General features: G+C 51.8%; 28 protein-coding genes and 1 riboswitch. Of the genes, 8 read left to right on the plus strand and 20 right to left on the minus strand.

Annotation, left to right across the window (positions count from 1 at the left end; translation table 11 throughout):
* Position 1: 1 nt before the first annotated feature.
* The 3 genes from L3D05_RS10605 to L3D05_RS10615 all read right to left on the minus strand — a co-directional run bounded on the left by L3D05_RS10605 (position 2) and on the right by L3D05_RS10615 (position 2,594).
* Positions 2-529 (minus strand): VUT family protein, encoded by a 528-nt coding sequence (locus L3D05_RS10605; protein ID WP_239616468.1) that lies wholly within the window; start codon positions 527-529, stop codon positions 2-4.
* Positions 530-552: 23 nt separating this feature from the next.
* On the minus strand, positions 553-1,044 hold the full coding sequence (queF, locus tag L3D05_RS10610) for a preQ(1) synthase (protein ID WP_239616029.1): 492 nt from the start codon (positions 1,042-1,044) through the stop codon (positions 553-555).
* Positions 1,045-1,187: 143 nt separating this feature from the next.
* A riboswitch (PreQ1 riboswitch) is annotated at positions 1,188-1,231 on the minus strand.
* A gap of 55 nt (positions 1,232-1,286) precedes the next feature.
* Complete coding sequence (locus L3D05_RS10615) at positions 1,287-2,594, minus strand: alpha-glucosidase/alpha-galactosidase (RefSeq protein WP_239616030.1); 1,308 nt, start codon at positions 2,592-2,594, stop codon at positions 1,287-1,289.
* Between the two features lie 149 nt (positions 2,595-2,743).
* Here L3D05_RS10615 and L3D05_RS10620 point away from each other — a divergent pair, with 149 nt between their 5' ends.
* A complete protein-coding gene (locus L3D05_RS10620) occupies positions 2,744-3,637 on the plus strand; it encodes a helix-turn-helix transcriptional regulator (RefSeq protein ID WP_239616031.1) in 894 nt (297 codons plus the stop codon).
* Here L3D05_RS10620 and L3D05_RS10625 read toward each other — a convergent pair whose 3' ends face one another.
* Positions 3,638-4,678, minus strand: coding sequence for a sulfate ABC transporter substrate-binding protein (locus L3D05_RS10625; protein ID WP_239616032.1), 1,041 nt, complete (start codon positions 4,676-4,678; stop codon positions 3,638-3,640).
* Between the two features lie 225 nt (positions 4,679-4,903).
* Here L3D05_RS10625 and L3D05_RS10630 point away from each other — a divergent pair, with 225 nt between their 5' ends.
* Both L3D05_RS10630 and L3D05_RS10635 read left to right on the plus strand, forming a co-directional pair.
* A complete protein-coding gene (locus L3D05_RS10630; protein WP_239616033.1) occupies positions 4,904-5,278 on the plus strand; it encodes a BlaI/MecI/CopY family transcriptional regulator in 375 nt (124 codons plus the stop codon).
* A gap of 3 nt (positions 5,279-5,281) precedes the next feature.
* On the plus strand, positions 5,282-6,817 hold the full coding sequence (locus tag L3D05_RS10635) for a M56 family metallopeptidase (protein WP_239616034.1): 1,536 nt from the start codon (positions 5,282-5,284) through the stop codon (positions 6,815-6,817).
* A gap of 402 nt (positions 6,818-7,219) precedes the next feature.
* Here L3D05_RS10635 and L3D05_RS10640 read toward each other — a convergent pair whose 3' ends face one another.
* From L3D05_RS10640 to L3D05_RS10655, 4 genes are all read right to left on the minus strand, one after another.
* Positions 7,220-8,131, minus strand: coding sequence for a DMT family transporter (locus L3D05_RS10640; protein ID WP_239616035.1), 912 nt, complete (start codon positions 8,129-8,131; stop codon positions 7,220-7,222).
* Positions 8,132-8,309: 178 nt separating this feature from the next.
* The gene (locus tag L3D05_RS10645; RefSeq protein WP_239616036.1) at positions 8,310-9,410 is read right to left on the minus strand and encodes a Gfo/Idh/MocA family protein; all 1,101 of its coding nucleotides are present in this window, start codon (positions 9,408-9,410) and stop codon (positions 8,310-8,312) included.
* A 21-nt stretch (positions 9,411-9,431) separates the two neighbouring features.
* Positions 9,432-10,151 carry a ThuA domain-containing protein gene (locus tag L3D05_RS10650; protein WP_239616037.1) on the minus strand — a complete coding sequence of 240 codons (720 nt, stop codon included), beginning with the start codon at positions 10,149-10,151 and terminating at the stop codon, positions 9,432-9,434.
* 22 nt (positions 10,152-10,173) lie between these two features.
* Positions 10,174-11,196, minus strand: coding sequence for a LacI family DNA-binding transcriptional regulator (locus L3D05_RS10655; RefSeq protein ID WP_239616038.1), 1,023 nt, complete (start codon positions 11,194-11,196; stop codon positions 10,174-10,176).
* 201 nt (positions 11,197-11,397) lie between these two features.
* On the opposite strand from L3D05_RS10655, the gene L3D05_RS10660 reads away from it, so the two are divergent.
* Entirely contained in the window at positions 11,398-12,741 is a 1,344-nt protein-coding gene (locus L3D05_RS10660) for an LLM class flavin-dependent oxidoreductase (RefSeq protein ID WP_239616039.1), read from the plus strand.
* Positions 12,742-12,896: 155 nt separating this feature from the next.
* Here L3D05_RS10660 and L3D05_RS10665 read toward each other — a convergent pair whose 3' ends face one another.
* The 6 genes from L3D05_RS10665 to L3D05_RS10690 all read right to left on the minus strand — a co-directional run bounded on the left by L3D05_RS10665 (position 12,897) and on the right by L3D05_RS10690 (position 18,012).
* On the minus strand, positions 12,897-13,037 hold the full coding sequence (locus L3D05_RS10665; RefSeq protein ID WP_239616040.1) for a hypothetical protein: 141 nt from the start codon (positions 13,035-13,037) through the stop codon (positions 12,897-12,899).
* A 37-nt stretch (positions 13,038-13,074) separates the two neighbouring features.
* The gene (locus tag L3D05_RS10670) at positions 13,075-14,115 is read right to left on the minus strand and encodes an LLM class flavin-dependent oxidoreductase (RefSeq protein ID WP_239616041.1); all 1,041 of its coding nucleotides are present in this window, start codon (positions 14,113-14,115) and stop codon (positions 13,075-13,077) included.
* Complete coding sequence (locus tag L3D05_RS10675) at positions 14,100-14,831, minus strand: HAD family hydrolase (RefSeq protein ID WP_239616042.1); 732 nt, start codon at positions 14,829-14,831, stop codon at positions 14,100-14,102. Before L3D05_RS10675 ends, L3D05_RS10670 begins: the two co-directional genes overlap by 16 nt.
* Positions 14,832-14,887: 56 nt before the next feature.
* Positions 14,888-15,412, minus strand: a complete 525-nt coding sequence (locus tag L3D05_RS10680; protein ID WP_239616043.1) for a carboxymuconolactone decarboxylase family protein — start codon at positions 15,410-15,412, stop codon at positions 14,888-14,890.
* An 85-nt stretch (positions 15,413-15,497) separates the two neighbouring features.
* The gene (locus tag L3D05_RS10685; RefSeq protein WP_239616044.1) at positions 15,498-16,574 is read right to left on the minus strand and encodes an ABC transporter substrate-binding protein; all 1,077 of its coding nucleotides are present in this window, start codon (positions 16,572-16,574) and stop codon (positions 15,498-15,500) included.
* A gap of 100 nt (positions 16,575-16,674) precedes the next feature.
* Entirely contained in the window at positions 16,675-18,012 is a 1,338-nt protein-coding gene (locus L3D05_RS10690; protein ID WP_239616045.1) for an O-acetylhomoserine aminocarboxypropyltransferase/cysteine synthase family protein, read from the minus strand.
* Positions 18,013-18,295: 283 nt separating this feature from the next.
* Between L3D05_RS10690 and L3D05_RS10695 the strand changes: the two genes are divergently transcribed.
* Positions 18,296-18,886: a TlpA family protein disulfide reductase gene (locus L3D05_RS10695; RefSeq protein ID WP_239616046.1), complete on the plus strand. Its 591-nt coding sequence runs from the start codon at positions 18,296-18,298 to the stop codon at positions 18,884-18,886.
* Here L3D05_RS10695 and L3D05_RS10700 read toward each other — a convergent pair.
* From L3D05_RS10700 to clpP, 5 genes are all read right to left on the minus strand, one after another.
* On the minus strand, positions 18,851-19,195 hold the full coding sequence (locus tag L3D05_RS10700; RefSeq protein ID WP_239616047.1) for a hypothetical protein: 345 nt from the start codon (positions 19,193-19,195) through the stop codon (positions 18,851-18,853). The genes L3D05_RS10695 and L3D05_RS10700 overlap by 36 nt on opposite strands.
* A 42-nt stretch (positions 19,196-19,237) precedes the next feature.
* Positions 19,238-19,654, minus strand: coding sequence for a FixH family protein (locus L3D05_RS10705; protein ID WP_239616048.1), 417 nt, complete (start codon positions 19,652-19,654; stop codon positions 19,238-19,240).
* A gap of 18 nt (positions 19,655-19,672) precedes the next feature.
* Positions 19,673-20,479, minus strand: coding sequence for an ABC transporter ATP-binding protein (locus tag L3D05_RS10710; protein WP_239616049.1), 807 nt, complete (start codon positions 20,477-20,479; stop codon positions 19,673-19,675).
* Entirely contained in the window at positions 20,473-21,471 is a 999-nt protein-coding gene (locus tag L3D05_RS10715; RefSeq protein WP_239616050.1) for an ABC transporter permease, read from the minus strand. The genes L3D05_RS10710 and L3D05_RS10715 overlap by 7 nt, the downstream gene beginning before the upstream one ends.
* 281 nt (positions 21,472-21,752) lie before the next feature.
* The gene (gene clpP / locus L3D05_RS10720; protein ID WP_239616051.1) at positions 21,753-22,355 is read right to left on the minus strand and encodes an ATP-dependent Clp endopeptidase proteolytic subunit ClpP; all 603 of its coding nucleotides are present in this window, start codon (positions 22,353-22,355) and stop codon (positions 21,753-21,755) included.
* A gap of 87 nt (positions 22,356-22,442) precedes the next feature.
* Here clpP and L3D05_RS10725 point away from each other — a divergent pair, with 87 nt between their 5' ends.
* Both L3D05_RS10725 and L3D05_RS10730 read left to right on the plus strand, forming a co-directional pair.
* Positions 22,443-22,622, plus strand: a complete 180-nt coding sequence (locus tag L3D05_RS10725) for a hypothetical protein (RefSeq protein WP_239616052.1) — start codon at positions 22,443-22,445, stop codon at positions 22,620-22,622.
* Positions 22,585-23,331 (plus strand): RNA polymerase sigma factor, encoded by a 747-nt coding sequence (locus tag L3D05_RS10730; protein ID WP_239616053.1) that lies wholly within the window; start codon positions 22,585-22,587, stop codon positions 23,329-23,331. The genes L3D05_RS10725 and L3D05_RS10730 overlap by 38 nt, the downstream gene beginning before the upstream one ends.
* Positions 23,332-23,419: 88 nt before the next feature.
* Here the strand turns inward: L3D05_RS10730 and L3D05_RS10735 are convergent, their stop codons facing one another.
* Entirely contained in the window at positions 23,420-24,055 is a 636-nt protein-coding gene (locus L3D05_RS10735) for a ThuA domain-containing protein (RefSeq protein ID WP_239616054.1), read from the minus strand.
* Positions 24,056-24,195: 140 nt separating this feature from the next.
* On the opposite strand from L3D05_RS10735, the gene L3D05_RS10740 reads away from it, so the two are divergent.
* Positions 24,196-24,966 (plus strand): TIM barrel protein, encoded by a 771-nt coding sequence (locus L3D05_RS10740; RefSeq protein WP_239616055.1) that lies wholly within the window; start codon positions 24,196-24,198, stop codon positions 24,964-24,966.
* The last annotated feature ends 27 nt before the right edge of the window (positions 24,967-24,993 follow it).

Genomic DNA, 24,993 nt, shown 5'->3' on the forward strand with positions numbered 1-24,993 from the left:
ATTATGAACTTACTCGCGTTCGCGGCACGAGCTGAATGATTATCGCGGCCATTAACTGCATAATGATTTTCACGGCAATCTGACCGGCGATCGCGTATCCGACCAAATTCCAAGGCAAGAAACCGGCTCCTAGCGGAGACAAGCCGATGATGACGAAGACGACGCTATCTACGACGCCGCCAACGATTCCGCTGTATAACACTCTTAGGGACATCGGAAGCTTAAGACGCGTATAAATTTCGGTATCCGTCGTCTCCGAGAACAAGAACGTAAGCGCGGATGCGCCGACAATCCATAACGTATCGCCGAGGTAATAGGAGGTAGCTACGGATAATATCATAGCTGCGGCAATGATGCCGTAAGTGTATTTGCGGCCAATTGCATTCTGAACGAGATCTCGGAAAATAAAAGTAGCTCCGATCAGAAAGGATCCTGCCGGAATAATCAAATAACCGAGCTGAATCGGCGCCAGTGAAGCCGTTACGACGTTCGCGGAAGTAATGGCCAACAAATAAAGCACGATCGTCAGCATTTTCATCCCCATATGTTCCCTCATCGATTGTCCACCTTCTCAGGGTAGAGATCATGGTTCATCAGGCGATGCTCGGCCATTTGCTCGTACTTGGTTCCCGGCTGTCCCCAGTTGCAATAAGGGTCGATCGAAATTCCGCCGCGCGGGGTGAATTTCCCCCAAACTTCGATGTAACGTGGTTCCATCAAGCCAATCAGATCGTTCATGATGATGTTCATGCAATCCTCATGGAAATCCCCGTGGTTGCGGAAGCTGAACAGGTACAGCTTCAGAGACTTGCTTTCCACCATTCTCTGATCCGGAATGTACGAGATGTACAGAGTGGCGAAATCTGGCTGGCCGGTCATCGGACATAGACTGGTAAACTCCGGGCAATTGAACTTGACGAAATAATCCCTGCCCGGATGCTTGTTGTCGAACGCCTCCAACACTTGCGGATCGTACTCGAACACATACCGAGTTCCTTGATTGCCGAGCAGCGTGATATCTTGCATTTCTTCTTTCGTGCGCATGACAAAAATCCCCTTCCTGGATGAGAAGAAAGAGATCGGCGAGACCATTCCCAAAATCACTAAAGAACATGAAAAAAACGGCACCTCACTCACGATCTAGGCTGCAACGGCGGTTGCAGCCCGATCGGTAAGAAACGTGGTCGTTTTCCTTAGTTTTTTATAGAGGGAGTTCGCGAACCTCTCCTGAGATGCCGATCATACGATGGCACTTCAGATTTTCTTCTTTAGTTAGTGCTTCGTTACTATACCACAGAGAACTTCGGCAGCCAATCCCCGTGCGCTTCGATGAGATCGTCACACATGGCGACAATGTCATCCATCGACAGCTCGGCGGCCGTATGCGGATCGAGCATGGCCGCATGATAGATATGTTCTCTCTTGCCCGTAATCGCCGCTTCGATCGTCAGCAATTGCGTATTGATATTGGTCCGGTTCAATGCGGCAAGCTGCGGCGGAAGGTTGCCGATATACGTCGGGTTAACTCCGGAACGGTCAACGAGGCACGGAACTTCTACGCATGCCTCGCGAGGCAGGTTGGCGATTAGTCCGCCCGTGTTCATGACGTTTCCGCCGATCTTGAAAGGAACGTCCGTCTCGATCGCTTCGAAGATGTACGACGCGTATTCATGCGAGCGCACATGCTCCAGATTGGCATCGTTCACGATCTCTTCGCGCATCTTCGCCCAATTGCCGATCTGCTCGATGCAGCGACGCGGATACTCGTCCAGAGGAATATTGAACCGCTCGATAAGCTCAGGGTAATTCCTTTTAATGAAATACGGATGATATTCCGCGTTATGCTCGGAGGACTCCGTGATGTAATAGCCGAATTTCAGCATCATCTCGTACCGAACCATATCGTGATGCTTCTCTTTCTGTTTCTCCGCCGCTCGTTTCTTGATTTCCGGATAGAGATCGACCCCATCCTTAGACACTTCAAGCAGCCACGCCATATGATTGATGCCCGCAATTTTCGCCTGTACACCTTCTGTACTAAGTCCCAGATGCTTGAACATCTCCGGAACGCACGCTTGCACGCTGTGGCATAAGCCTACCGTTTGCACGCCGCCGTATGTATTCATGACATTGGTTAAGACGGCCATCGGGTTTGTGTAGTTCAGGAACAAGGCGTCCGGACATACTTCGCGGATGTCGGCTGCGAAATCGAGCATGACGGGAATCGTACGCAAGTTACGGAAAATGCCCCCAATACCAACGGTATCGGCAATCGTCTGCCTAAGGCCGTATTTCTTCGGCACTTCGAAATCCGTAATCGTACACGGATCATACCCGCCTACTTGAATCGCATTGACTACGTATTTCGACCCGCGAAGAGCTTCCTTGCGATCGGTGAAGGATTGGATTACGCAGGTGCTCCCAGATGTCTTTTTGATGTTATTGAGCATACTCTCCGATTCCTTCAATCGCACGGGATCAATGTCGAACAAAGCGATTTCGAAGCCCTGTAAGGCAGGAGTAAGCATGACGTCTCCAAGCACGTTTTTCGCGAAAACCGTACTTCCTGCGCCAAGAAAAGTAATTTTGGACAAGACTAATACCTCCGAATAGATAAAGTGATTTGCTATTCTCAATGTAAGGCAAACGCACTCGGATGAGTATGGATGGTTCGCGCATCTATATGGACATTTGTCGTTTATTTGTTAGAGTAGTAGAAAAGACGACAGGCAGGTGGCAACGGATGACATCCGAGCATTACTCTTTTACGGTTAGCATGAACCCCTCTCCTACCGCCGAGGAGCTTTCCGTGCTCTTCAGCGGAGAAGCCGCACCTGTCCCGCTTCACAAGATGGGTCCGGCCATTCACGATTACTATCTCATTCATACGGTGCTCTCCGGGTATGGCGACTTCTTGCTCGGAGACCGAAGCTATAGGTGCGGGGTTGGAGATACGTTTATCATCTTTCCAGGCGAAATGTTCACTTACCAGGCGGACGGAGATGAGCCTTGGAGTTATGCATGGGTTGGCTTCGAAGGCCATGGAGCTGCCGCAATCATGAGCGCGATGGGCATCTCGCCCGAGCAGCCTATCGTTCGGGGAAGTCTTAACCCGAATATCAAGAGTCATTATGAGCAGCTTCGCCTATGCTTCGATTCCGTGCCATATCCCGAATTAACTAATCTGGAAGCCGGAGGATGGCTTCGTCTGTTGCTTCAGCGATTCGGGATTGCACTGAAGAAGCTTGATCATAGAGGTTCCGAGCCGGCATCGGCAAGCGACCTGATCGTGAAACAGGCCATCCAGTATCTCAGCCTTCAATTCACCCAGCCTATCTCCATTGGACATTTGGCAGGGATGTTGGGGTACCATCGCACTCACTTCTGCAAGCTGTTCAAACATTCGACCGGTTTGTCACCCATGCAATATTTACTGAACATACGCATGCAACGAGCGGAAATACTGCTCGTCTCTACTCCGATGACGATCGAACAAGTCGCGTCCTCCGTAGGCTTCGGCGATGCTCTCTATTTTTCGAAGAAATTTCGTAAATGGCGGGACCAATCCCCTTCCGAATATCGAAGAGCGCTCCGGAACATTCCGAAGCGCTCTAGCGACCCTTATGAGGTTCATTGATTACGGGTTATAAATTTGATCGAAGATTCCCTTATCGGCGAAATGCTTCTTCTGAGCGGCAGCCCATCCGCCGAAATCGCGGATCGTGACTAGCTCAAGCTTAGGGAATTGCTTCTCGTATTCCTTCAGTACGGCCGGATCGTTCGGGCGGTAGTAGTATTTACCTACGAGTCTCTGCCCTTCTTTGGTATACAAATATCTCAAATATTCGTTCGCCACTTCCGTCGTTCCATTCTTATTCGCATTCTTGGTCACTACCGCTACCGAAGGCTCCGCTAGAATACTTAAAGACGGAGTTATAATCTCGTAGTCATAGCCGAATTCCTTCTGAATCAAGTGCGCTTCGTTCTCCCAAGTGAGCAGTACGTCGCCGATTCCTCGTTGCGCGAACGTAGTCGTCGATCCTCTTGCCCCGGTGTCGAGCACCGGCACGTTCTTGTACAGCTTAGTTACGAAATCCTTAGCCGCGGACTCGCTATTCTTGTTATGCTTCAGCGCATAAGCCCATGCCGCTAAATAAGTCCAACGAGGCGCTCCGCCCGTCTTCGGGTTCGGAGTAATGACCTGTACGCCGGATTTGACTACGTCGTCCCAATCCTTGATGTTCTTCGGATTGCCCTTACGTACGACAAATACGATCGTCGACGTATACGGTGAACTATGATAAGGGAGCTTATCTTCCCAATGTGCATCCAGCAAGCCTTTGCTCTGAATTTCCGTAATGTCCAGTGATAAGGCCAACGTAACGACGTCCGCCTTTAAGCCATCGATAACCGAGCGGGCTTGTTTGCCCGATCCGCCATGCGACTGCTTGATTTCCACCGTTTGGCCGGTTTTTTTCTTCCAGTAGGTAGCGAAAATTTTGTTGAATTCCTCGTATAGTTCCCGTGTGGGGTCATAAGAGACGTTCAGGAGTGTTATCTTTTTCTTCTTCGATGCCGCCTCCGCTTTGCTGTTAATTCCAGGATTAACGGATCCGAGAAGCAAAGCAACCGCCGATAACAAGATAACCGCAATCTTTACCCTCTTGAAGCTCTTCATTAGCCTTTCCTCCAAACCAGTCTATTTAGTAATATTCTCCATCATCATAATACACACTATTCCCAGTTGTAAACTAGTAATTAGTAGGAACGTGGTTCTATTTTACAGGATAAGCTTGACAGCCATCGATTACAATTGTAATCTCTGATTGTAGACTACAAGTGTAATCTTCAACGACGAGTCACCGGTGAACATGGCAACACAATCGTTTGAGGAGGTTTAACAATGCCCGAATCACCTAACATTTCGGACGCGGAATGGGATATCATGCGCATCGTATGGCAAACATCTCCGTTAACGGCAGCCGATATTATCAGCCGGTTAAGCGGAAGCAAAACGTGGAAGCCGAAAACCGTGAAGACGTTAATCGGCAGGCTCGTACAGAAGCAGGCGCTCGGATTCAATAAAGACGGCCGCGAGTATACGTACTTCCCGTTACTTAACGAGAACGAATGCGTCCAAGAGGCCAGCCGTTCGTTTCTCGACCGAATCTACGGAGGCTCGCTTAAGCCGATGATGGTTCATTTTCTGGCCAATGAAAAGTTGTCTTCCGAGGATATTAAGGAGCTGAAGGCGCTGCTCCAGGAAAAGGAGCAATAAGCGATGGAGATGTTGATCCGATTGTTCGAGCGCACGCTGGTCAATTCTCTGGAAGCTTCCGCGATGATCGTAGCTCTCCTACTGCTGGTCAAGATTTTTCGAACAAAATTATCTCCTGCCTGGCAGTACGCCCTATGGATGCTGCTTCTCGCGAAGCTACTGCTCCCCTGGTTGCCGGGTAATCTGGAAAACGAATTGCGCTGGTTTTCCGTTTCCGAAACGCTAGCCACGCCAATCCCTAGCCCCCCTATCGAAGGAACTTGGCAGTACGAGGTATTACCTTCAGCTTCAGAAGGTTTCACAGTGAATGCCGCAGAGCCCCCTACCGTTATCGAATCTTCGGGGTCGGGTCGGCAATTACAGTTCGTCCTTGTCGGATCGCTAGCCATTCTGTGGTTTGTAGGTACTGCAATCGCTTGGCTGGTCTTTGCGAGTGGGCATCTGAGAACGTGCTTAGCTCTTCGCCGAGAAGCCTCAACCGCCGTCCCTCAAGAGCTGGACATGCTGTTCAGCCGACTCGTTCGCGAAATCGGGACTCGCTCTCGCGTTCGGATGAGACTTACAAGCCTCCTATCGACTCCGGCTCTATTCGGAATAATTCATCCGGTCGTGCTCATTCCTCGCAATACAATCGGGCAGCTAAGCACGAACGAGTGGGAGTGTATCCTTCGGCATGAGCTCACCCATCTGAAACGAAGAGATATCCCGGTCAATATGCTTGCGTATTTATTGGCGTCCTTCCATTGGTTCAACCCGGCGGTATGGTACGGGCTACGCAGCATGAGGATCGACCAAGAAAGCGCCTGCGACGCTAGCGTTCTGAGATCCTCGGAGCTCAGGGAATCCTACGCGGCAAGCATTATCAAATTGCTGGAGATCGGCGTTAAGCAAAGGTCCTTCTCGGCCGGCGTCGGATTTTACGGCAACAAAAATCAAATCAAGAGGAGGATTGTCATGATCCGTCATTATCAACCGTCCAAGAAAGGCATATCCTTCATAGGTATAGCGATTCTGCTCGTTGCTGCTCTATTTACGTTGCCTTCCGCATTCGCCTCCGGGAAGAGTAACCCTTCCGAAGCCGCTGAACAACCTGCGACCACTGCCCCATCCGCGGTCGACCAGACAGAAACGAGCTCGGTTAAACTTACGTTCATTGCGCCGACCGCCGGCAAGATGACCTCGCCTTTTGGCTACCGCATTCACCCGGTCACCTCGAAGAAAACCCTGAATGACGGTATCGATATCGCGAACGAAAAAGGAACGGAAGTCTATGCCGCCGCTAACGGAAAAGTCATCAAAGCTGAATATGACAGTAAAAATGGCCTAACGATCATTATCGAGCACAGTAAAGCATGGAGCACGGAATATCGGCACTTGGACAAGCTTTCCGTGGAGGAAGGCGCAACGGTCGCATCCGGCGATCTGATCGGACTGATGGGAAGTACGGGGGAGTCTACCGGATCTCATCTTCATTTCTCCGTCCTTAGCGAAGGAAAGTATATAGATCCGATGACCGTGATCAAAAAATGGAAAGAATGATCTCGCTTGAGCTGAGCTGACGGTTATTTCGACCGTCCGGTGCATGTTCGTCCGCTTAGATGAAGCTATTCATAAAAAATAAGCCTGCTCGGCAGGCTTATTTTTTACTTTGGTGCCACTTCGGGAGATTTAAGCCTGCCCAGCAGGCTTATTTCCTACTTTGGTGCCGCTTCGGGAGATTTAAGCCTGCCCAGCAGGCTTATTTTCTACTTTGGTGCCGTTTTGGGGGATTTAAGCCTGCCTAGCAGGCTTATTTTCTACTTTGGTGCCGCATCGGGAGATTTAAGCCCGCCCAGCAGCCTTATTTTCTACTTTGGTGCCGTTTCGGGAGATTTAAGCCTGCCCAGCAGGCTTATTTCCCGCTTTAGCCAGTCCTGAGCGAATGGGATAGCCTAGCTTTCTCTAGATCGGGTTTACGGCTGCGGCTTGCTTTTTCTCCGTGCTAATCCACACTAGGCCTGCTGCCATGAATACGGCTCCGACAATTTGCCAGACGGTAATGCCTTCGTCGAAGAAAACAAGTCCGGCGACTACCGCGGCTGCCGGTACCACGTAACGGAAGAAGTTTGCGCGTGCCGCACCGATCTTGAACATGCTCGCGTTCCAGACGACGAAAGCAAACACGGTGCAAATAAGCACGTTGTAGACGATCGCCGTGTAATGCCCTGCCGCTAAGCTTCCCCAGTCGACTTTACCCCAGCTTCCGGCCGTGAACGGCAGCATGAACAAGCTTCCGAACAAAATAAACCATGTGCTGACCCTAAGGGAGGAATATCGATTCATCAACGGCATAACCGAGAGATTAAACAACGCTCCGACTACGCTGATTCCGAAAGCGAGCAGGTTGCCTATCATATGATCGGAAGAAAGATTCAAGCCTTCCTCCCCACCGAGAATAATACAGGTTACGCCGACGATCGCCGCCGCTCCCCCGACCCCGAGACGCTTAGTGAACTTCTCCTTTACGAACAACGGCGCGAATAACGCGGCGAATATGGGCCAAGGAGCGACATTTAGCAATGAGGCATTGGCTAGCGTCGTATATTTAATAGAATACATAACCGCGATTTCTAGACCGGTTACCCCGATTAAACCAATTAAAGCTAATTGCAGAATGACTCTCCAAGGTAGTCCGACGTTACCTTCCTTTATTTTCAAGATTAAGAAAAAGAATGGAACCGCAAGGCCGAAACGAAGGAAAGAAAACAAGATCGGATCGAAGGTATCCATAGCAGAACGGGACACTCCGAAATTAGCTCCCCATATGGCTGCTACCACAATTAATCCCAAATAATAAATCCATTTGTTGTCCATATTGCGTTTGCCATGCTCCATTCTGATGACGAAAAATCTAGAGTAAGATTTCTCTTGGTGTCTTTTTACTCGGATTATATCAAAAGGGTCAACGAATTCACACGAAAATCTAAAGAACCCCCAACTAAGGGGGTTCCGATGCACAACCGATTACAAATCAGGACTTGAACATACTCAATCAATCCAGGCTATATTCCGTCAAACCAAGCGGCAGAGGGGCGGGTTTCTCGCATGTGCTCTTCATGACGTAATGCGCGCCTTGTTCGGATGCGTCGTGGAATCCGTGCATCGCTTCGAGCACGTGATACGCCATCTCCCCGTTGGCGCGATACTTGCGCCCCGTTTGGATCGCTCTTGCCATGTCGGCCGCGCCAACGCCGCGCGCGTTCCCGGTTTTCCCATGAGTAAGCGGGATGTCCGACCATTCCTTCGCTCCCGCGCGACTAATGCTAATCGGTCCCCCGAACGTGTTCGGGTCGGGAACGATCAACGTTCCTTCGCTTCCGTACAGTTCGATCCGCGGCAGCTGAGATCCGCCCTTCACGTCGAAGCTAGTCAATATCGTACCGATCGGCCCGGATTCGAAATCGATAATTCCGGCAATATGGGTAGGCGTTTCCACCTTGATTTTCTGACCGTATTTCGGCTGGCTCGTAATCGTCCGCTCGGGATAAGAGACACGAGCAGAACCCGTTACTCGGTTTATTGGACCGAGCAAAGCGATCAGAGCCGTCAAGTAATAAGGACCCATGTCGAACATCGGGCCGCCGCCCTTATGGTAGTAAAACTCCGGAGCCGGATGCCAGCTTTCGTGCCCTCCGCTCATCATGAAAGCCGTCGCCCCGATCGGAGTGCCGATCCAACCGTCCTCCACGAGCTTAATCGACGTTTGAATCCCCCCTCCGAGGAACGTATCCGGCGCGCTTCCGACGAGCAGCCCTTTCCGCTTAGCCAGCTCCAGTACCCGCAAGCCTTCCTCGCGGGTAACGGCAAGAGGCTTCTCCACGTATACGTGTTTCCCGGCCTCGAGCGCCTGCAAACATACCGATGCATGTGCGGATGGAATCGTCAGATTGATGACCATCTGGACTTCGGGATCGGCTAGCAGCTCCTCTACCGAACAGCCGCGAATGCCGTGCTCTTCCGCCTTCGCCTTCGCACGCTCCACATCCAAATCCGCGCAGGCGACCACTTCCATCGAATCGAATTTTTGCCCGTTCTGAAAATAAATCCCGCTAATGTTCCCCGTACCGATAATGCCGACTTTAATTTTATCCATAATGGTCTCTCTTCTCCCGAATTAGAGTTGGTTATCAGCCATGCCCGTGTATGTTTCTCCGTCGAATTCGGAAGGAGCTAATGCCTTGCCCTCCGCGCTCCAATTAAAACCGCGACGCATCAATTCCTTCACGACCGGAATTTCCATAATATTGGCCTGATGGCCGAGCGAATTATAGTACACGCGCCCATGTCCCCAGCGTTTCGTCCAGATGACCGGCATATCGACTGCCTTATTGGACGAGTGAGGCCCGGCCACGATAGGAAAACGAGTCGTCGCCAGCACTTCGTTAGCCGGATCGACGTGCAAGTAATATTGCTCGGTCGACACGATAAAATCATCTATTCCTTCAACGAGCGGACTGGAGCTGCCCTTGATCTCTACCCTGTATTCCGTACCGTCATTGCCGGGGTGCGCGATCCATTGCCCACCGGTCATGAACTGCCAGTCCGTATTGTCGCGGAACGCGTCGCACATGCCGCCGTGACAGCCTGCCAATCCGACCCCGCTCTGCACGGCGGCGGATACGTTATTGACCCAAGCTTGCTCAATGCGCCCCATCGTCCATACGGGTACGATCAGATCGAGCCCCTTCAGCTTTTCGCCGTCCGAGAACGCCTCAAGCGTATCCGACACTTCAACTTCGAAGCCTTCTTCCACAAGCTGGCCGCGAAAAATTTCTGCGACCTCCTTCGGTTGATGGCCATCCCATCCGCCCCATACGATAAGTGCTTTTCTCATTTGCGCCCCCACTCCATTCCGCTCAATTCCCGCTGGATTTTCTTACTTTAAGCTCTGTCTTCAATCTTTCGTTAATGACGGATTCCGTATTTCCCTTATCCGTCAATCTGTCCAACAATCGCTCCGCAGCCAGTCGCCCCATCTCGTAGAAAGGGACTTTCACCGTCGTGAGCGGCGGTTCCGTCAGGCTAGCCGCATCGGAATCGTCATAAGCGACGACCTTAAGCTCCTCCGGCAACCGACAGCCTAACTCCCGCAAACCTTGCATGAGCCCGATAGCCATTCGATCATTGCTTACGAAGATGGCCTCCATTTTGTGAAGGTCGCGGTGTACATCCTTTGCCGCTTGAATGCCGCTCGTGCGACTATAATTTCCTTCGTACATGATCGATTCATCCGGCTGGATTCCCGCTTCTTGCAACGCTCTGCGATAACCGGACATACGGTCCCAGCTATTCGAATATTGCGGAGATCCGTTCAGAAACCCGATTGTGCGCAAGCCTTTGTCGAGCAAATGCTTCACCGCGTCATAACTCCCCTGCTCATGATCCGCGGCGACGATGCTGACGAGCGGATTATCGAACTTCTGATCCATGACGCAGAACGGCAATTCCTCTTCCGCTAACCGGTTAATTCCTTCCAACTCGGCCTCGATCGCGCTTGCCCCGAGAATGATGCATGCGTCAACCCGTTGCGTGCGATACAAAGATACATAGTCATAAGTAGCTGTAGGGTCCCGAAACAGCAACAGCAATCCGTACCCCTTCGAGCGAACGGCTTCCCCGATTCCGCTCAACAATTCTGAAAAATAGTACGTGGAGAACAAGTGGACTTTCGGCACGTACGGAAGCACGACGCCCAAATTACCGCTTCTCCCTCTAGCGAAGCTGGACGCAACGGCATTCAACTCATAGTTAAGCCGCTTGGCCGCTTCCAATACCCGCTCTCGCGTCGATTCCTTCATTGGACCGATGCCGTTGAGGACCCGGGAGACGGTTGCTTCGGATACGCCGGCCAGCTCGGCTACTTCCTTACGGTTCGTCAAATGGTTTGCCATCCTTCACTAACATAATTAATGTACGCGTGTACATTATGTCACGGAGGAAAGGAGCAGTCAAGCACAATTCATACCACAGCAGCTACGCCTCCAGCGGTAAAATCCGTATTGACCCCTATTTCCATAAATGTTACATTTTAATCATACTATTCTCATTTAAATACTATGAATTATAATGGAGGTTACAAGATGACTATTAAACGGCAAATGAAACTATCCGCCTATCTGGTCGGAACGGGGATGCACGTTGCCTCTTGGCGGCTTCCGCAAGCGCAAGCTCATGCGAGCCATGACATCGATTTCTACAAGCAATTAGTTCAAACCGCAGAGCGCGGCAAATTCGATATCGCTTTCCTGGCAGACAGCTTGGCCATTAACGAGCAATCGCATCCGAACATCCTCAACCGCTTCGAGCCGATTACCCTGATCTCGGCATTAGCCGGAGCTTCCTCCAAGATCGGGTTGGTCGCCACCGCTTCGACCTCGTACATCGAACCGTTTAACCTTGCGCGCTTATTCATGTCCGCCGATCATATTAGCAAAGGAAGAGTCGGTTGGAACATCGTCACGACAAGGGACCTATCCGGTAATACCGCCCGTAACTTCAATGCGCAGGAGCATCTCGATCACAGCTTCCGATACGAGCGTGCGGAGGAATTCCTCGATGTCGTTCGGGGGCTATGGGACTCTTGGGAGGACGAAGCGTTCGTTCAGAACAAGCAAAGCGGCGAATTTTTCGATCGTGGCAAACTTCACCGTTTAAACCATCAAGGCAAGTTCTTCTCCGTCGAAGGACCGCTGAATATCGGCCGTTCGCCGCAGGGCCATCCCGTTCTCGTCCAAGCCGGAACTTCGGATTCGGGCCAGAATTTCTCCGCCAAGGTGGGAGAAGTTATTTTTTCGATTAAGTATTCTCTCGAAGATGCGCAGGAATTCTATCGTACTTATAAGAGCAAAGTGGCTTCAGTAGGCCGAAATCCCGACGAAGTATATATTCTGCAAGGAATCTCCCCGATCATCGGACGTACGGATGAGGAAGCGCATGTGAAGCTCAAACAGCTAGAGTCGCTGATTACGGAAGAAACCGGCATTAGCTTCTTGGCCGATTACTTCAAGGGCGTAGATTTCTCCGGCTTCACCTTGGATTCGCGAGCGAAGGAGCTCGGCCTCGACAAGCTGGAGGAAACCAAGTCGGATTACAAAAAACACCAGCCCGTCATCGCCCGGGAAAATCCTAAGCTAAGAGAAGTCTACTCCTTGCTGACAGGCTCCTTCAGCGGCGACCATCTAGTCGGTACGCCCGCCAAAATCGCGGATACGCTGGAACGCTGGTTCACGGAGAGAGCGGCGGACGGATTCATGCTCATGTCTCCGATTTTGCCAGACGGACTTGAGGATTTCGTTAACGAAGTTGTCCCGTTACTTCAGGAGAGAGGGTTGTTCCGCCGCGAATACGAAGGAAATACCTTAAGGGATCATATCGGATTGCCGCTCCCTTCCAATCGATTCACCGTTCAACCGCAACAGATCTAGCGACCGATGCCCTAGAAATACAATAACGGCATAGCGTGCCGCTATACTCCAACATTCCACGAGTTTTCCTCACCTTAACGGCACCCCATGCCGCTATTGAAACCCAATTTGCCCCCCTCCCTTGTAGACCTTGAAGATAGCGGCACGTCGTGCCGCTATCTATCTGCAGGAGAGGCTATATCAAGCAAATAACGGCACACGCTGCCGTTATCGAAGAACACGCCCCCTCCCCACAGGAAAGAAACGGCGAGTCTGACGACTGCCGTTGGGATCGTACAAATTATCGCCGGCGTCATCGCCCTTAACCTCAAGGGCGCTGCGGCGTATTAAGGGTCACACTCGGGGAGCTTGCGATACAGTCGCCGCCTCCTCCACCTCGGAGAACGCTTCGAATAACAATTCGTAAGACCGCAGCCTTTGGGCTGCGTTGCGGATAGTCGAGATAATGATAAATTCCTCTACGCCGTATTTCCGCTGCGCCTCAAGCAACTGGGCGCGAACCTCGGACTTGGAACCATAAATCACATATGCCTGCCGATCCTCGATCGTAAATTCCTCTTCAGCTTGCCTGCCGTATTCCTCGGCATGCTCCACGCTGCCGACCGTGATCGTCCTGCCGCTCTTCAGATGAATCCTCACGATTCGATAATCGTCCGCGATACGCTTCGCCTCTTCGTCTGTATCCGCCACGATGACTGGCACTCCCAATATCGCCTCAGGCCGACTGCCGTCCGCGGACTTGAATAGGCTGCGATACGCTTCGAAAGCTTGAGTCGCCTCCGCATCGTCGTTATTAATGAACTGAGCGAATACGTAGGGCAGCCCTAAGCTCCCCGCGGTCTCGGCGCTAGAACGGCTTGCGCCGAGCAAATAAATATCCGCCGGACGGGTCGGAATCGGGCTTGCCTTTAATCCGGCCAACGCATGGCCCGATCCAACCGGCTCGCGCGTATATCGGATAAGCTCGGCGATTTTCTCCGGCAACGTCGCATTATCGGTCTTACCCGCTTGTAGCGCCTTGATGGAATGAGGCAACCCCCCGGGTGCGCGGCCAATGCCGAGATCAACCCGGGAAGGACTCAGCGAGGCGAGTACGTTGAAATTTTCCGCCACCTTATAAGGACTGTAATGCTGCAGCATCACACCGCCCGAGCCGACCCGAATTCGCTCTGTTTTGGCTAGCAGATGAGAAATCAAAACTTCCGGCGAAGAGCCGGCGACGAGATCCGAATCATGGTGCTCCGACACCCAAAACCGATGATACCCCCATTGCTCCGCCTTTTGCGCCAGCTCGATCGTATGCCGAAAAGCTTCCGTCGGACTCTCGTCCTTGTGGATCAAAGTTTGATCCAGAATACTTAGTCGAATTCCCATGTTCCCGCCCCCACTGTATGGTTAAGCCAATCCGGCAACGTTGCGATAGAAGCCATGATTGGTGAATGCTCGATCTCTTCGATTCCCTTATAGCCCAGCCGGTTGATCAGAACCGAGTCGAGTCCGACCGCCCTGCAACCGACTACATCATCGTAGTAGTTGTCGCCGACATACAGGCACTCCTTCGCCGTAACGCCCGCCATCCGAAAAGCATGCCGGAATATCGCTTCCGAAGGCTTCTCGAAACCGACCTCGGACGAGATGACGACTGTATTCAGCAATTGCGTCAAACCGTAACGGTCGAGCAATTCCCTAGCACTGCCGTCCCAATTGCTGATCAGGCCGAGTCCGAGCCCGTTTCTTTTCAAACGTTCCAGCGTATCGATGACGAACGGATACAGTTCCCATGTGTAGCCCTGGGCCTTCTCCAGTTCCTCTAATCGCACGTATTGCTCATGCAGCTTAAAATCGACTTTTAACTCGTAGTTCAGCATACCTAAGTACCATGAAAAAAACTTTTCCTGTTCGCGCCCGAGCACGCCTGGATAGTTCCGCATGAAGTGCTTGTCGATCCGATGATAAGCCAAATCGATTTCCTCGATTGATCTATGGATTCCGTTCTCGAGCAAATAAGTTCGATAGATCCGCTCTCTCGGTTTGTAGACAAGCGTGTATCCAAGATCGAACCAGATGAAGGATTTAATCGGCTTGCTCATCTCAAAGCGACAACTTTCCCCGCACGCTCTTGCGACACGTCAACCGCTCCTCTTATCTAAGTTGAAAAATGCAGCAAATACTCATCCAGTTCAATGCGAAGCGCGCTATTGAACACGTTCGTCGCGATCATCTGCCCGGCGAATGCCGTAAGCGCGACGATCTGTTCGGGAGAGTAATATTGGCTCAAGTGCGCGAATAACGCATCCGACACTTCGTTGGGACTTCGCGAAAGCTGTCTCCCATAATACTCAAGAGCCTGCTCCTCATCGTCGAGGAAGAGCTCTTCCGGATCTTCTCCCCGATCGGTCAGAGCTTTGCGAAAATAGATCGAGCTCAGCAGGCAATCGCCCTCTAGCGAGATCGCGTAAGAGAATACGACGAACGCGCGATGGCTGATGAACTCTAGCAAAGCCGTTCGAAGCTTATACCATTCCTCGTATACGTGATAAGAGGGAAGGTGATGAAGCAACGTCTTCTTCATATTCGTGACGATTCCGGACGTTCGGTACTGATTCTCGTATTCCCTCTTAACCTCGCGCGAGGCATTCTCATAGACGATCGGTTTGATGATAACTCCCATTATTCGATCCTCCTTTCAATGGAAACGACTGAAGCGTCAAAGTCGCTAGGACCCTGACACTTCAGCCTTGATTGCCCAATGCCGATCAGTTGCCGTTATAATCCGGGATCGCTTCGAAGAAGGCGCGGTCGAGAAGCTCCTTCTCATCCGTGGAAGCATCGAGAATGCCTTGCGCTTTCTGCTCTTTAATGAAGAACTCCGCGCTCTTCTTGGCGTTGATGACGCCCGGTTTCCAATGATAAGCCGCAAGCAGCTTCTCATTCGTTGCCGCATCGGCTGCCACGTATTTCTTGTCGGTTTCGATCTTCGCGGTTTCTGCCGCGTTGTTGCCTACCCATTCCGCCGATTTCAGCAGCGCGCGCGTGATCGCGGCCGCTTTCTCCGGATCGTTCTTCGTTACCGCGCCGCTAATAACGGAATAGCAGCAGTAACCGGATTTGAACGGTTCGTCATGGCCATTGCTCAGAAGACGGGTATACTCGCCGGAATCGAGTGCTTGCTGAGCCGCAGGATCCCATACGATGAAGGCATCGATCTCGCCTTTGTCCGCTGCCGTAGCCAATTGCTGCGAAGGATAAGCTCTCCAGTCTACGTCCGTCGATTCAATGCCATTCTCTTTCAAAGTAATCGCCAACGTAATTTGCGGCCCGCCACCGATCGTATCGACTCCGATTTTCTTGCCTTTTAACTCTTTAATCGAAGTGATTCCGCTGTCTTTCCTCGTAACGAGTTGAATACATCCGGCGTGAAGCCCGCCCGTAATCTTAACGTCCAAGCCTTGTTCGATCGGCTTGAACCAAGCGAAGTTTCCGACGGTTCCATCCACTTTGCCGGAGGATATGCCCGACTTCAGCGTCTCGAAATCCATCTGCACAAGCTCGACGTCCAAGCCTTCTTCCTTGAAGAAACCTTTCTCGACGGCGGAATAGATCGGTGCTTCGCAAGTTCCTCCAGCATACGCGAACGTTACCTTCTTAAGCTTCTTGCCGTCTCCCGATGCGTTGGTTGCCGAAGCATTCGCAGCCGGGGACTGGTTGTCACCGCTCGCGGTCGCGGGGCTGGCGCTATTGTTGTTTTTGCCGCATCCACTAAGGACGGCCACAGCCATCGTAAGAGCAATGGCGGATAAAACCCACTTCCGTTTGGCTAAATGGTTTTTCATAGCTTTCTTGTGTCCTCCCTAACCTTTGGTATAGAGCCTCTATCTAAATCAGCTAAGTACGGATTCTCTTCCCCGCTCCCCTCCTCTCATAAGAGCTCGATCAAACCGGATTCGCGCTCGCCGTTGTTACGGCTTTCAGAATGGCTTGCTCCAGATCGTCGATGAGATCTTGCGCGTCCTCGATCCCGATAGACAGTCGGATGAGATCCGGTCGAACCCCGGCTGCCAACTGCTCCTCCGGCGAAAGCTGGGCATGGGTCGTGCTGCCTGGATGAATGACGAGCGATTTCGCATCCGCCACATTCGCTAGATGGGAGAACAGCTCCAACTGATCGATGAAGCGATTGGCCGTTTCCAAGTCTCCCTTCAAGCCGAAAGAGAATATGGATCCCGGTCCCTTCGGAAAATACTTATCGGCGAGCGCTTTGTATGGATTGCCCTCTAGCGTTGGATAGTTGACCCACGCCACGTCCGGGTGCCGGCTTAAATACTCGACGACGCGAGCCGTATTGGACAGATGCTTCTCCACTCTAAGCGATAACGTCTCCAAGCCTTGCAGCAGCAAGAAGCTGTTGAAGGGACTAATCGCGGCCCCTATATCCCTTAAATACTGAACCCTGACTTTCGTGATGAAGGCAAGCTCTCCGAACTTCTCCACGTATTTCAAGCCGTTGTAGCTTTTGTCCGGCTCGGTGAAGCCGGGGAAGTTACCGTTCGTCCAGTCGAACTTGCCTCCGTCGACGATGAGCCCGCCGATCGAGTTGCCATGGCCGCCGATGTACTTGGTCGCCGAATGAACGACGATATCCGCGCCATAATCGAACGGACGGATCAAGTATGGAGTGCCGAATGTATTGTCTACAATAAGAGGGATGCCGTTCTCGTGGGCAATGGCTGCGATAGCTTCGATATCTAGAATGTTCAGCCCCGGATTTCCGATAGATTCGATGAATATGGCTTTCGTCTTGCCGTTGATCGCTTTGCGGAAATTGTCCGGATCGTCCGGATTAACGAACCGCGTCGTAATTCCGAGCTTCGGCAGCGTGACGTCGAACAGATTGTATGTGCCGCCGTACAAGGTACTCGCCGATACGATCTCGTCGCCTGCCCCCGCCACGTTGAAAATCGAAAACGTGACCGCCGCCGAACCGGAAGCAACCGCCAGCGCTCCAACGCCGCCTTCCAACGCCGTAATGCGTTGCTCCAGCACGTCATTGGTCGGATTGACGACCCGGGTGTACGTATTGCCGGGTTCTTCGAAGTTAATGACCGACCGGGCATGCTCCGAGTTCTTGAAGACGAACGAAGTCGTCTGATAGATCGGTACCGCGCGCGCTCCCGTTACCGGATCCGGCTGTTGCCCAGCATGTACTTGCAGCGTATCGAACCTCCATTTCCTTACGGCTTCGTTTGGTTGGTTCGTCCCTTGATCACCCATGCGTTCATCTCCTTATCGAATAAATAAAAAGAGACCGAGTTCCCTTTCGGGAAATCAGTCTCCAGTTGTCTGGTCAACGATTGACGAAATTTATTAATTCATACTAATCTGGGCGGATTTATAAGATTATATTAGTCTCAATGTATCGCCGTTGTCAATTACAATTTTTCTCATAAAATTGATTGGATTGCATTATTCGGTTGACAATTAAAATCACCTCGCGTTAATTTATATTAAACAAGTAGGAATTATAGGGATAACACGTACAGAAAGTAGGGATCGCATGAACAAATGGCGAAATTGGATTATTGTAGCCGCCGTCGCTTTACTGACCGGCTTCGTTCTACTCCAGCAATTGGACGACAATAGTAAAGGCGCCCAAGCTGGTTCATCAGCATTAGCGGCAGATCCGACTAGCGATATTCCGGAAAAACCTCAAATCGGTTACACCGCCCCATCCTTCTCGTTAACTGGCCTGGACGGCAAAATCTACGATCTTAAGAATCTACGAGGTAAACCCGTCGTACTCAACTTCTGGGCATCTTGGTGCGGGCCATGCAAAGAAGAAGCCCCATCCTTCGTCAAGCTGAACAAGCAATATGGTAACCGCCTGCAGATCGTGGCCATCAATCTGACCGCCACCGACAGCGTGCAGTCCGCTAGAGAATTTGCGCAAAATTACGGCTTCACGTTCCCCGTCCTTTTCGATCCGGACGGAAAGACGGGTGCCAGCTACGAGATCCGTCCGATTCCTACTACCCTGTTCATCGACAGCCAAGGCATCATTACAGATGGAGTGCTCGGCGCGCTCACCTGGGACGATCTGCAAACGCGCGCTTTAGCTCTTATTGAACCGGCGAAACCAGAAAAATAGGTATCCGAACAAGATCGCCGCAACCCCCACCGTGACCGAGACGATTGCGGCGGTCCTTATCCCTGACAACTCCCCTACCGAATCGCCCGAAGCTTTCTCAGCCGGCTTAAATACGGATGCGGCGGCAGACGCCTTGACGATCTTGATCGGTTTGCCGTCGTCCTCGTCTATGTAATGGCACGACGGCAAATCCGCCCCCGACGACGAAGACGCGACGAACGCTTTTGGTTCGGCGGACGCCGCAGACAAGCCCGCCGTTAAGCCGATTACCAGCAACAGCATCGCGCTCCATTTCCTAAGACCCTTCATCGGAATCCCTCCCCTACGATCTCGTATTACCACTCTCTATGACTATTGGATGCTAAACTCGAACGTCTTCATCTCGTGCACGCCTTCCGCGGTCGTCACGTGAGCGAGCAAATAGTAATCCCCGACCTGCGAGAATTCCCCTTTGATGAAATACAGGCCGTCCTCCACGCTCTTCGCGTTTAATTGCGCGTGCTGCTCTTCGCCTTTGGGCCAAATTTCGAAGATAACCGATGCCCCGACGACCGGTTTGGCCTTCGCCTTAATCTCAAGGTTCAGCGAGGAAGTTCCTGCGGCACTCAGTTTCTCCGGTGCCGTCGTGAAGCGGATATCCAACGTCCCGTCCGAATTGCCGGCCGCGGAGGCGCTGTTTCCTCCACTGGAACAACCGGATAGCGACAACGTAACGAGTAGCATAACCGCGACGGCAGCCAGTGAGATACGCCTATTAACTCTATTCATGATTCCATCCCTCTTTCCTCACACGATGTATTCCGGCTGTTCGATTTCCGGTACGAGCTGCAAGCTTTCCAATATTCGCGAACGGTACTCGAAGAACGCCGTACTGTTGCGAACTCTCGGTCTCGGCAGATCGATCTTAATGACTTCTTTGATCTGCGCGGGACGTGGCGTCATAACCACTACTCGATCGCTTAAATACACCGCTTCATCAATGTCATGGGTAACGAACACCATCGTCGTCCCTCTCTCCCGCCATATCCGCAAAATCTCCTCCTGCAGGTTCATCCTCGTAAAAGCATCCAAAGCCCCGAGAGGTTCATCGAGCAGCAGCACTTTCGGGTGATTAACTAACGCCCGCGCCAGCGCGGCCCTTTGGGCCATTCCGCCCGACAATTGATGAGGATAAGCTTTCTCGAACCCTTGCAGGCCGACCAACTCAATAAATTTGTCGATTTCGCCTTTTTGTTCCTTTAGCACTCCTCGCGACTCCGGTCCGGTAGCTACGTTGCTCCAAATGTTTTTCCACGGAAACAACGTCGGATCTTGAAACACCAATCCCCTGCTGGGATGGGCATCTTTAATCAGCTCTCCATCCAGCTTGATCTCTCCCGAGGTCGGATTATCAATGCCGGCGATCAACCTGAGAAGCGTCGACTTTCCGCATCCGCTCGGACCGATCAAGGAAATGAATTGTCCCGGTTCGATATCCAGATCGACCTTGCTAAGAGCAACGACGGGTTGCCCGCCTTTGCCTTGGTCCTCGAACACGCGGGACACTCCGTCAACGGTGATCCGTCCCCCTTCTTTAATCGCAGCAGCTACCATTTGATCAACCCTTTCTGCCAAATCAAGACACGATCGCGAATTTTGAACAGCACCGTGATTATCGTCGAGAATAGCACCGCCATAATGAACAGGGCCGCATACACCTTGTAATACTCGGCCCAGCCTTGCGCCCATGTAATATAAAACCCGAGCCCCGCTTTGACACCCAGCATCTCGGCGACGATAAGCGTGACGAAGGAGGTGCCTAATCCCATGAACAATCCGATGAAAATAAGCGGGAAAGCGGCCGGGAAAGCCACTCTCAGTACGAGGTACCTTTCATTGGCGCCGAGCGTACGCGCGACCTCGAAGAACGATTTATTCACCCCAGCTATGCCCGACCAGGTCATGACCGTAACGGGGAACCAGGTACCTAGCGCGATGAGGAAAATGCTGGCGGTGAAGCTGCTCGGAAACACGATCAATACGACGGGAATCCAAGCCGTCGCCGGAATCGGCCCAATAAATCTGAGGAACGGATTGATCCAGTACTGAAAGTGCTTGTACCAGCCCATCAGTATTCCGGTCACAAGTCCGAAAAATGCACCGATCAAGTAGCCGATGAGCAATAATCGAAGGGAATACAGAACACAGATGAACAGCTTATGCCTGTCGTTGATAAGCGCATCCAATATTTTGACCTGCGAAGGAAAGTAAGGCAGTGGCAACGTACCCGACTTCAGCGTCAGAAGCTCCCAAACGGCCAGCAGCACGAAAATAAAGGTAAGGATGCCGGAGAAATAAAGCAGCGATCGATAAGAAGATTTGCGGTAAAGCGCCGTTAACGCCCAAGCCGAGAACACGACAAGAAGCGCAACGAGAACGATCGTATACGCCCGCTCGGATACGACTGGCTGGACGCTCGGAATGAGCGTATGCGACAATAGCGCCACGACGAGCGCCACGACGGGGAGCGTGAGTCTGACCACGCCGCTTAAAGCGATTTTCGGTTTAACCTTAGCTTGAATGCCGATCTGTTCCGCGATTTCCAAGTCGATTTAGCCTCCTCGTCTACCCGAAAATAAAGAAACCCCTCTCCTTAAATAGGAGTAGGGGTCGCCGGACTTCCGGTGGACATATTAATTATTCCGATATAATTAGTCGGTATTATGGAATAAACTGTATCATGTAACGATTACTCTGTCAATAATCGGATGAACGGGAGGCTAGGCCGCCCGCTCGGGCATCAATCGGAATTTCCGTGCCAAAACCACAACCTTATATCACACTGCTAGGGTTAGCACTGATTGCTGATAGTGATGACGTAACGCTGTTAGCTTAGCAAAGCCTGATCCGGGGATGAAATCACTTGATCGATAATCCCGTATTCAAGCGCTTCCTGGGCCGACATGAAATAATCGCGATCCATGTCCGTCTCAATTTTCTCTATCGGTTGGCCGGTTCTCTCCGCCGTAATCCGATTTAATTTGTCCCGCGTCTGCAGGATTCGCTTGGCGCTGATCGCAATGTCGCTTGCCTGCCCTTGCGCGCCGCCGTGCGGTTGGTGAATCATAATCTCGCTGTTCGGCAAAGCGAAACGTTTGCCCTTAGCCCCCGCGAGCAGAAGGATCGCTCCGAACGAGGCGGCCATTCCCATGCAGATCGTATGCACTTGGGGCTTAATGAATTGCATCGTATCATAAATGGCGAACCCCGCCGAAGTCGATCCCCCGGGCGAATTAATGTAGAGGCTAATCTCTTTGTCCGGGTCCTCCGCGGCCAAGAACAACAGTTGGGCGATGATGCTGTTCGCGATCTGATCGTCGACCGCCGCCCCCAAGAACACAATACGATCCTTCAACAGCCGGGAATAAATGTCGTAGGACCGCTCGCCGCGATTCGTCTGCTCGACAACGTATGGAACGTAACTCGTCATTCTTCGTACCTCCGCTTCCTTGATTAGTGTTCGCTTGCCTCTGGTAAACGAACGAATTCCTGCGAAGGATACGGAGGTTACGCTATAATGGAGAAAATAAAAAAAACGCTAACGAATGATCGTTACCGCGTATCTTTTGAACTCCTTCGTTCGTTTACTATAGCAAGGATCTGCGGCTTAGCCGTCAACTTGAACGCCGACGGCAAGACCGGTAAAGGAGAAATGCGGGATGAACTTGGTGGAAAACGAAATACTTGCCGCAAATGAGCCATCCAGCGGACAATTGGAGCAGCTGCGAACGGCATTGAACCGATATTGTCTTTCCCTTACCGAATCCCCATGGGATGCCGAGGACTTAGCACAGGATACTTGGGTCAAAGCTTTGAGCCTGTTTACGAGACATGGACATCGGAATCCGGAAGCGTTATTGCTGAGGATTGCCAAAAATACGTGGATCGATCAAGCAAGGAGGAAAAACGTTCTTGCCCGCATCTTGAAGGAGGAGCGCGCATGGGCAGCGTTACCCGAGAACAGCCTGACCGAGATCGAAATCGAGATGGCGCTTCATGCTTTGTTAAAGCATCTGCCGCCGCTGCAAAGAACCGTCTTCTTGTTACGGAACGTGTTCGAATATTCCATTGCCGAGACGGCCAGACTTCTCAAAACAACGGAAGGGGCGGTAAAAGCAGCTCTCCATCGCGCCCGAAAGTCGTTAGACTCTGCTCGTGCCGAATTGGAAAGCGGAACTCTTCCGCCCCCTTCCGAACCGTATTTGAAGGATTACCTCAGATCGATCGCATCCGCTTACCGGGCGGGCGACATCCCCGCAATCGTCGAGCTTGCCATGCGCGATATCGCAGATCCCGCCGCGGCTATCGGCATCCTTCAGACTCGGCTGTTGGGCCGACAATTGGCGTCGCCATCCCGTGCCCGGTTCCGCGGTTCACGTTCGGATATGCTCCGAATGGCGGCATAGTCTATCCGAATCTAACCTACCGAAGAGAGATCGGTACCTTCATCCGCAATCTCTTCGGTAGAGCCCGTCGCGTATACAGTCCCCAGCCTTAGATCGCTTTGGCGGCCCACAAGCCGGCATTCAGGATCAGCTTCCGATAGGCTTCTACCTTAAACGCGGACAATTGGTGACCCGGCATTAAATAGACGATTCTGCCCAGCCCGAATTCGTGCGTCCATGCCGCGGGCCACATCTCCCCGTCATGCTCGTATTCGGCAAGGATCGTTTTCTGAATAAAAGGGTCGAACTCGAATCGGTAAGGTTCATCTTCGACCACGAACGGTTCAACCCGATCCATAATCCGATGATGAGGTTCGCGAATGCGGATCGGCAAAGAAGTAAATTCCGGATGGCTCACGAACTTTCCGCCGATCATGGCCGCAAGCTCTTGATTTCTCTGCAAGGAAATCCCGGTATGGATCGCTAGCAATCCGCCGCCGCGGGCTACGAACGAGAGCAGAGCGGCCGTACGGGCCGGAGGCAGCTTCTCCTCGAGAAATTCCGTGTAGGAGATGAAAAGTCGGTATGGCTTTAAATACTCCTCATTCAACATCCCATAATCTCCCGTGCTTCGAACGTCTATTTTGCCCTGAAAAATCTGTTCGATTTCCTTGTCGACGCCTTCGAAAGGATGATAGATCGCATCCGAGTAGTTTCCTAACGCCAGAGCTTGAATCGTCGTCATTGAGCAACTCTCCCTTGGATGTTATTTCCCTATCGGTAAACCATAGGGGTATAATGAGTTCATGCGCCTTACTAAGCCATCGATTATCCATCGTCGATTACTACTGGTGTCATCTACTGCCGAAGGGAGCATGAATAAACTTGAAATTTTCCTTATGTATCGGAGCTTATCCGGGCAAAGACGAAGTCTATCACCTAGAAAAGGTCAAAGAACACGGTTTCCATGGTCTCGAGTACTATGCTTGGTGGGAACTCCGCGATCTGAAGAGAACGGCCCAAGAGCAAGAACGGATAGGCGTCGGCATTAACGCCACTTGCACGAAGTTCATCAGTCTCGTCGACGAATCCCAGAGAGACGCATACTTGGAAGGCATTCGCCAAACGATTGAAGCTTGCAAAATTCTGAATATACGTTCCGTAATCTCGCAGACAGGCAACGTGCTAGAAGGCGTTCCGCGGGATACGCAGCGCCGCACAATGGTAGAGACCTTGAAACGCTGCGCTCCGCTGTTCGAAGAATCCGGCATCGTGCTGGAGATCGAACCGCTGAACGGGCTCGTTGACCATCAAGGACACTTCCTGCAACGATCGGACGAATCCGTCAACGTCATCGATCAAGTCGATAGCCCGAACGTCAAGCTCGTCTTCGACGTCTATCATCAACAGATTACCGAAGGCAACGTGATCCGTAACGCGATCGGATATCAAGACCGGATCAACCACTATCACATAGCGGACAACCCCGGACGCAATCAGCCTGGCACGGGCGAGCTCAATTACGTCAATATCCTGCGAGCTATCAAAAACACCGGCTTCTCGGGCTTCGTCGGGCTGGAATGCGGCTACACCGTAGACACGGACGTCGCGATTAGTCAATTCAAGAATGAAATCGCTTCACAAGTATTATTCTAACATAAGAACGCCGATCGTCACCTAGTA

This window comes from Cohnella mopanensis (genome assembly GCF_022352055.1).
In the GTDB taxonomy this organism is placed as follows: Bacteria; Bacillota; Bacilli; order Paenibacillales; family Paenibacillaceae; genus Cohnella; species Cohnella mopanensis.

Bases quoted from the DNA above. Each gene is read 5' to 3' on its own strand.
- queF (WP_239616029.1), bottom strand. From the start codon at position 1,044: ATGCGCACGAAAGAAGAAATGCAAGATATCACGCTGCTCGGCAATCAA.
- L3D05_RS10620 (WP_239616031.1), top strand. From the start codon at position 2,744: ATGACATCCGAGCATTACTCTTTTACGGTTAGCATGAACCCCTCTCCT.
- L3D05_RS10625 (WP_239616032.1), bottom strand. From the start codon at position 4,678: ATGAAGAGCTTCAAGAGGGTAAAGATTGCGGTTATCTTGTTATCGGCG.
- L3D05_RS10630 (WP_239616033.1), top strand. From the start codon at position 4,904: ATGCCCGAATCACCTAACATTTCGGACGCGGAATGGGATATCATGCGC.
- L3D05_RS10635 (WP_239616034.1), top strand. From the start codon at position 5,282: ATGGAGATGTTGATCCGATTGTTCGAGCGCACGCTGGTCAATTCTCTG.
- L3D05_RS10640 (WP_239616035.1), bottom strand. From the start codon at position 8,131: ATGGACAACAAATGGATTTATTATTTGGGATTAATTGTGGTAGCAGCC.
- L3D05_RS10645 (WP_239616036.1), bottom strand. From the start codon at position 9,410: ATGGATAAAATTAAAGTCGGCATTATCGGTACGGGGAACATTAGCGGG.
- L3D05_RS10650 (WP_239616037.1), bottom strand. From the start codon at position 10,151: ATGAGAAAAGCACTTATCGTATGGGGCGGATGGGATGGCCATCAACCG.
- L3D05_RS10660 (WP_239616039.1), top strand. From the start codon at position 11,398: ATGACTATTAAACGGCAAATGAAACTATCCGCCTATCTGGTCGGAACG.
- L3D05_RS10665 (WP_239616040.1), bottom strand. From the start codon at position 13,037: ATGACGCCGGCGATAATTTGTACGATCCCAACGGCAGTCGTCAGACTC.
- L3D05_RS10670 (WP_239616041.1), bottom strand. From the start codon at position 14,115: ATGGGAATTCGACTAAGTATTCTGGATCAAACTTTGATCCACAAGGAC.
- L3D05_RS10675 (WP_239616042.1), bottom strand. From the start codon at position 14,831: ATGAGCAAGCCGATTAAATCCTTCATCTGGTTCGATCTTGGATACACG.
- L3D05_RS10680 (WP_239616043.1), bottom strand. From the start codon at position 15,412: ATGGGAGTTATCATCAAACCGATCGTCTATGAGAATGCCTCGCGCGAG.
- L3D05_RS10685 (WP_239616044.1), bottom strand. From the start codon at position 16,574: ATGAAAAACCATTTAGCCAAACGGAAGTGGGTTTTATCCGCCATTGCT.
- L3D05_RS10690 (WP_239616045.1), bottom strand. From the start codon at position 18,012: ATGGGTGATCAAGGGACGAACCAACCAAACGAAGCCGTAAGGAAATGG.
- L3D05_RS10695 (WP_239616046.1), top strand. From the start codon at position 18,296: ATGAACAAATGGCGAAATTGGATTATTGTAGCCGCCGTCGCTTTACTG.
- L3D05_RS10700 (WP_239616047.1), bottom strand. From the start codon at position 19,195: ATGAAGGGTCTTAGGAAATGGAGCGCGATGCTGTTGCTGGTAATCGGC.
- L3D05_RS10705 (WP_239616048.1), bottom strand. From the start codon at position 19,654: ATGAATAGAGTTAATAGGCGTATCTCACTGGCTGCCGTCGCGGTTATG.
- L3D05_RS10710 (WP_239616049.1), bottom strand. From the start codon at position 20,479: ATGGTAGCTGCTGCGATTAAAGAAGGGGGACGGATCACCGTTGACGGA.
- clpP (WP_239616051.1), bottom strand. From the start codon at position 22,355: ATGACGAGTTACGTTCCATACGTTGTCGAGCAGACGAATCGCGGCGAG.
- L3D05_RS10725 (WP_239616052.1), top strand. From the start codon at position 22,443: ATGGAGAAAATAAAAAAAACGCTAACGAATGATCGTTACCGCGTATCT.
- L3D05_RS10730 (WP_239616053.1), top strand. From the start codon at position 22,585: ATGAACTTGGTGGAAAACGAAATACTTGCCGCAAATGAGCCATCCAGC.
- L3D05_RS10735 (WP_239616054.1), bottom strand. From the start codon at position 24,055: ATGACGACGATTCAAGCTCTGGCGTTAGGAAACTACTCGGATGCGATC.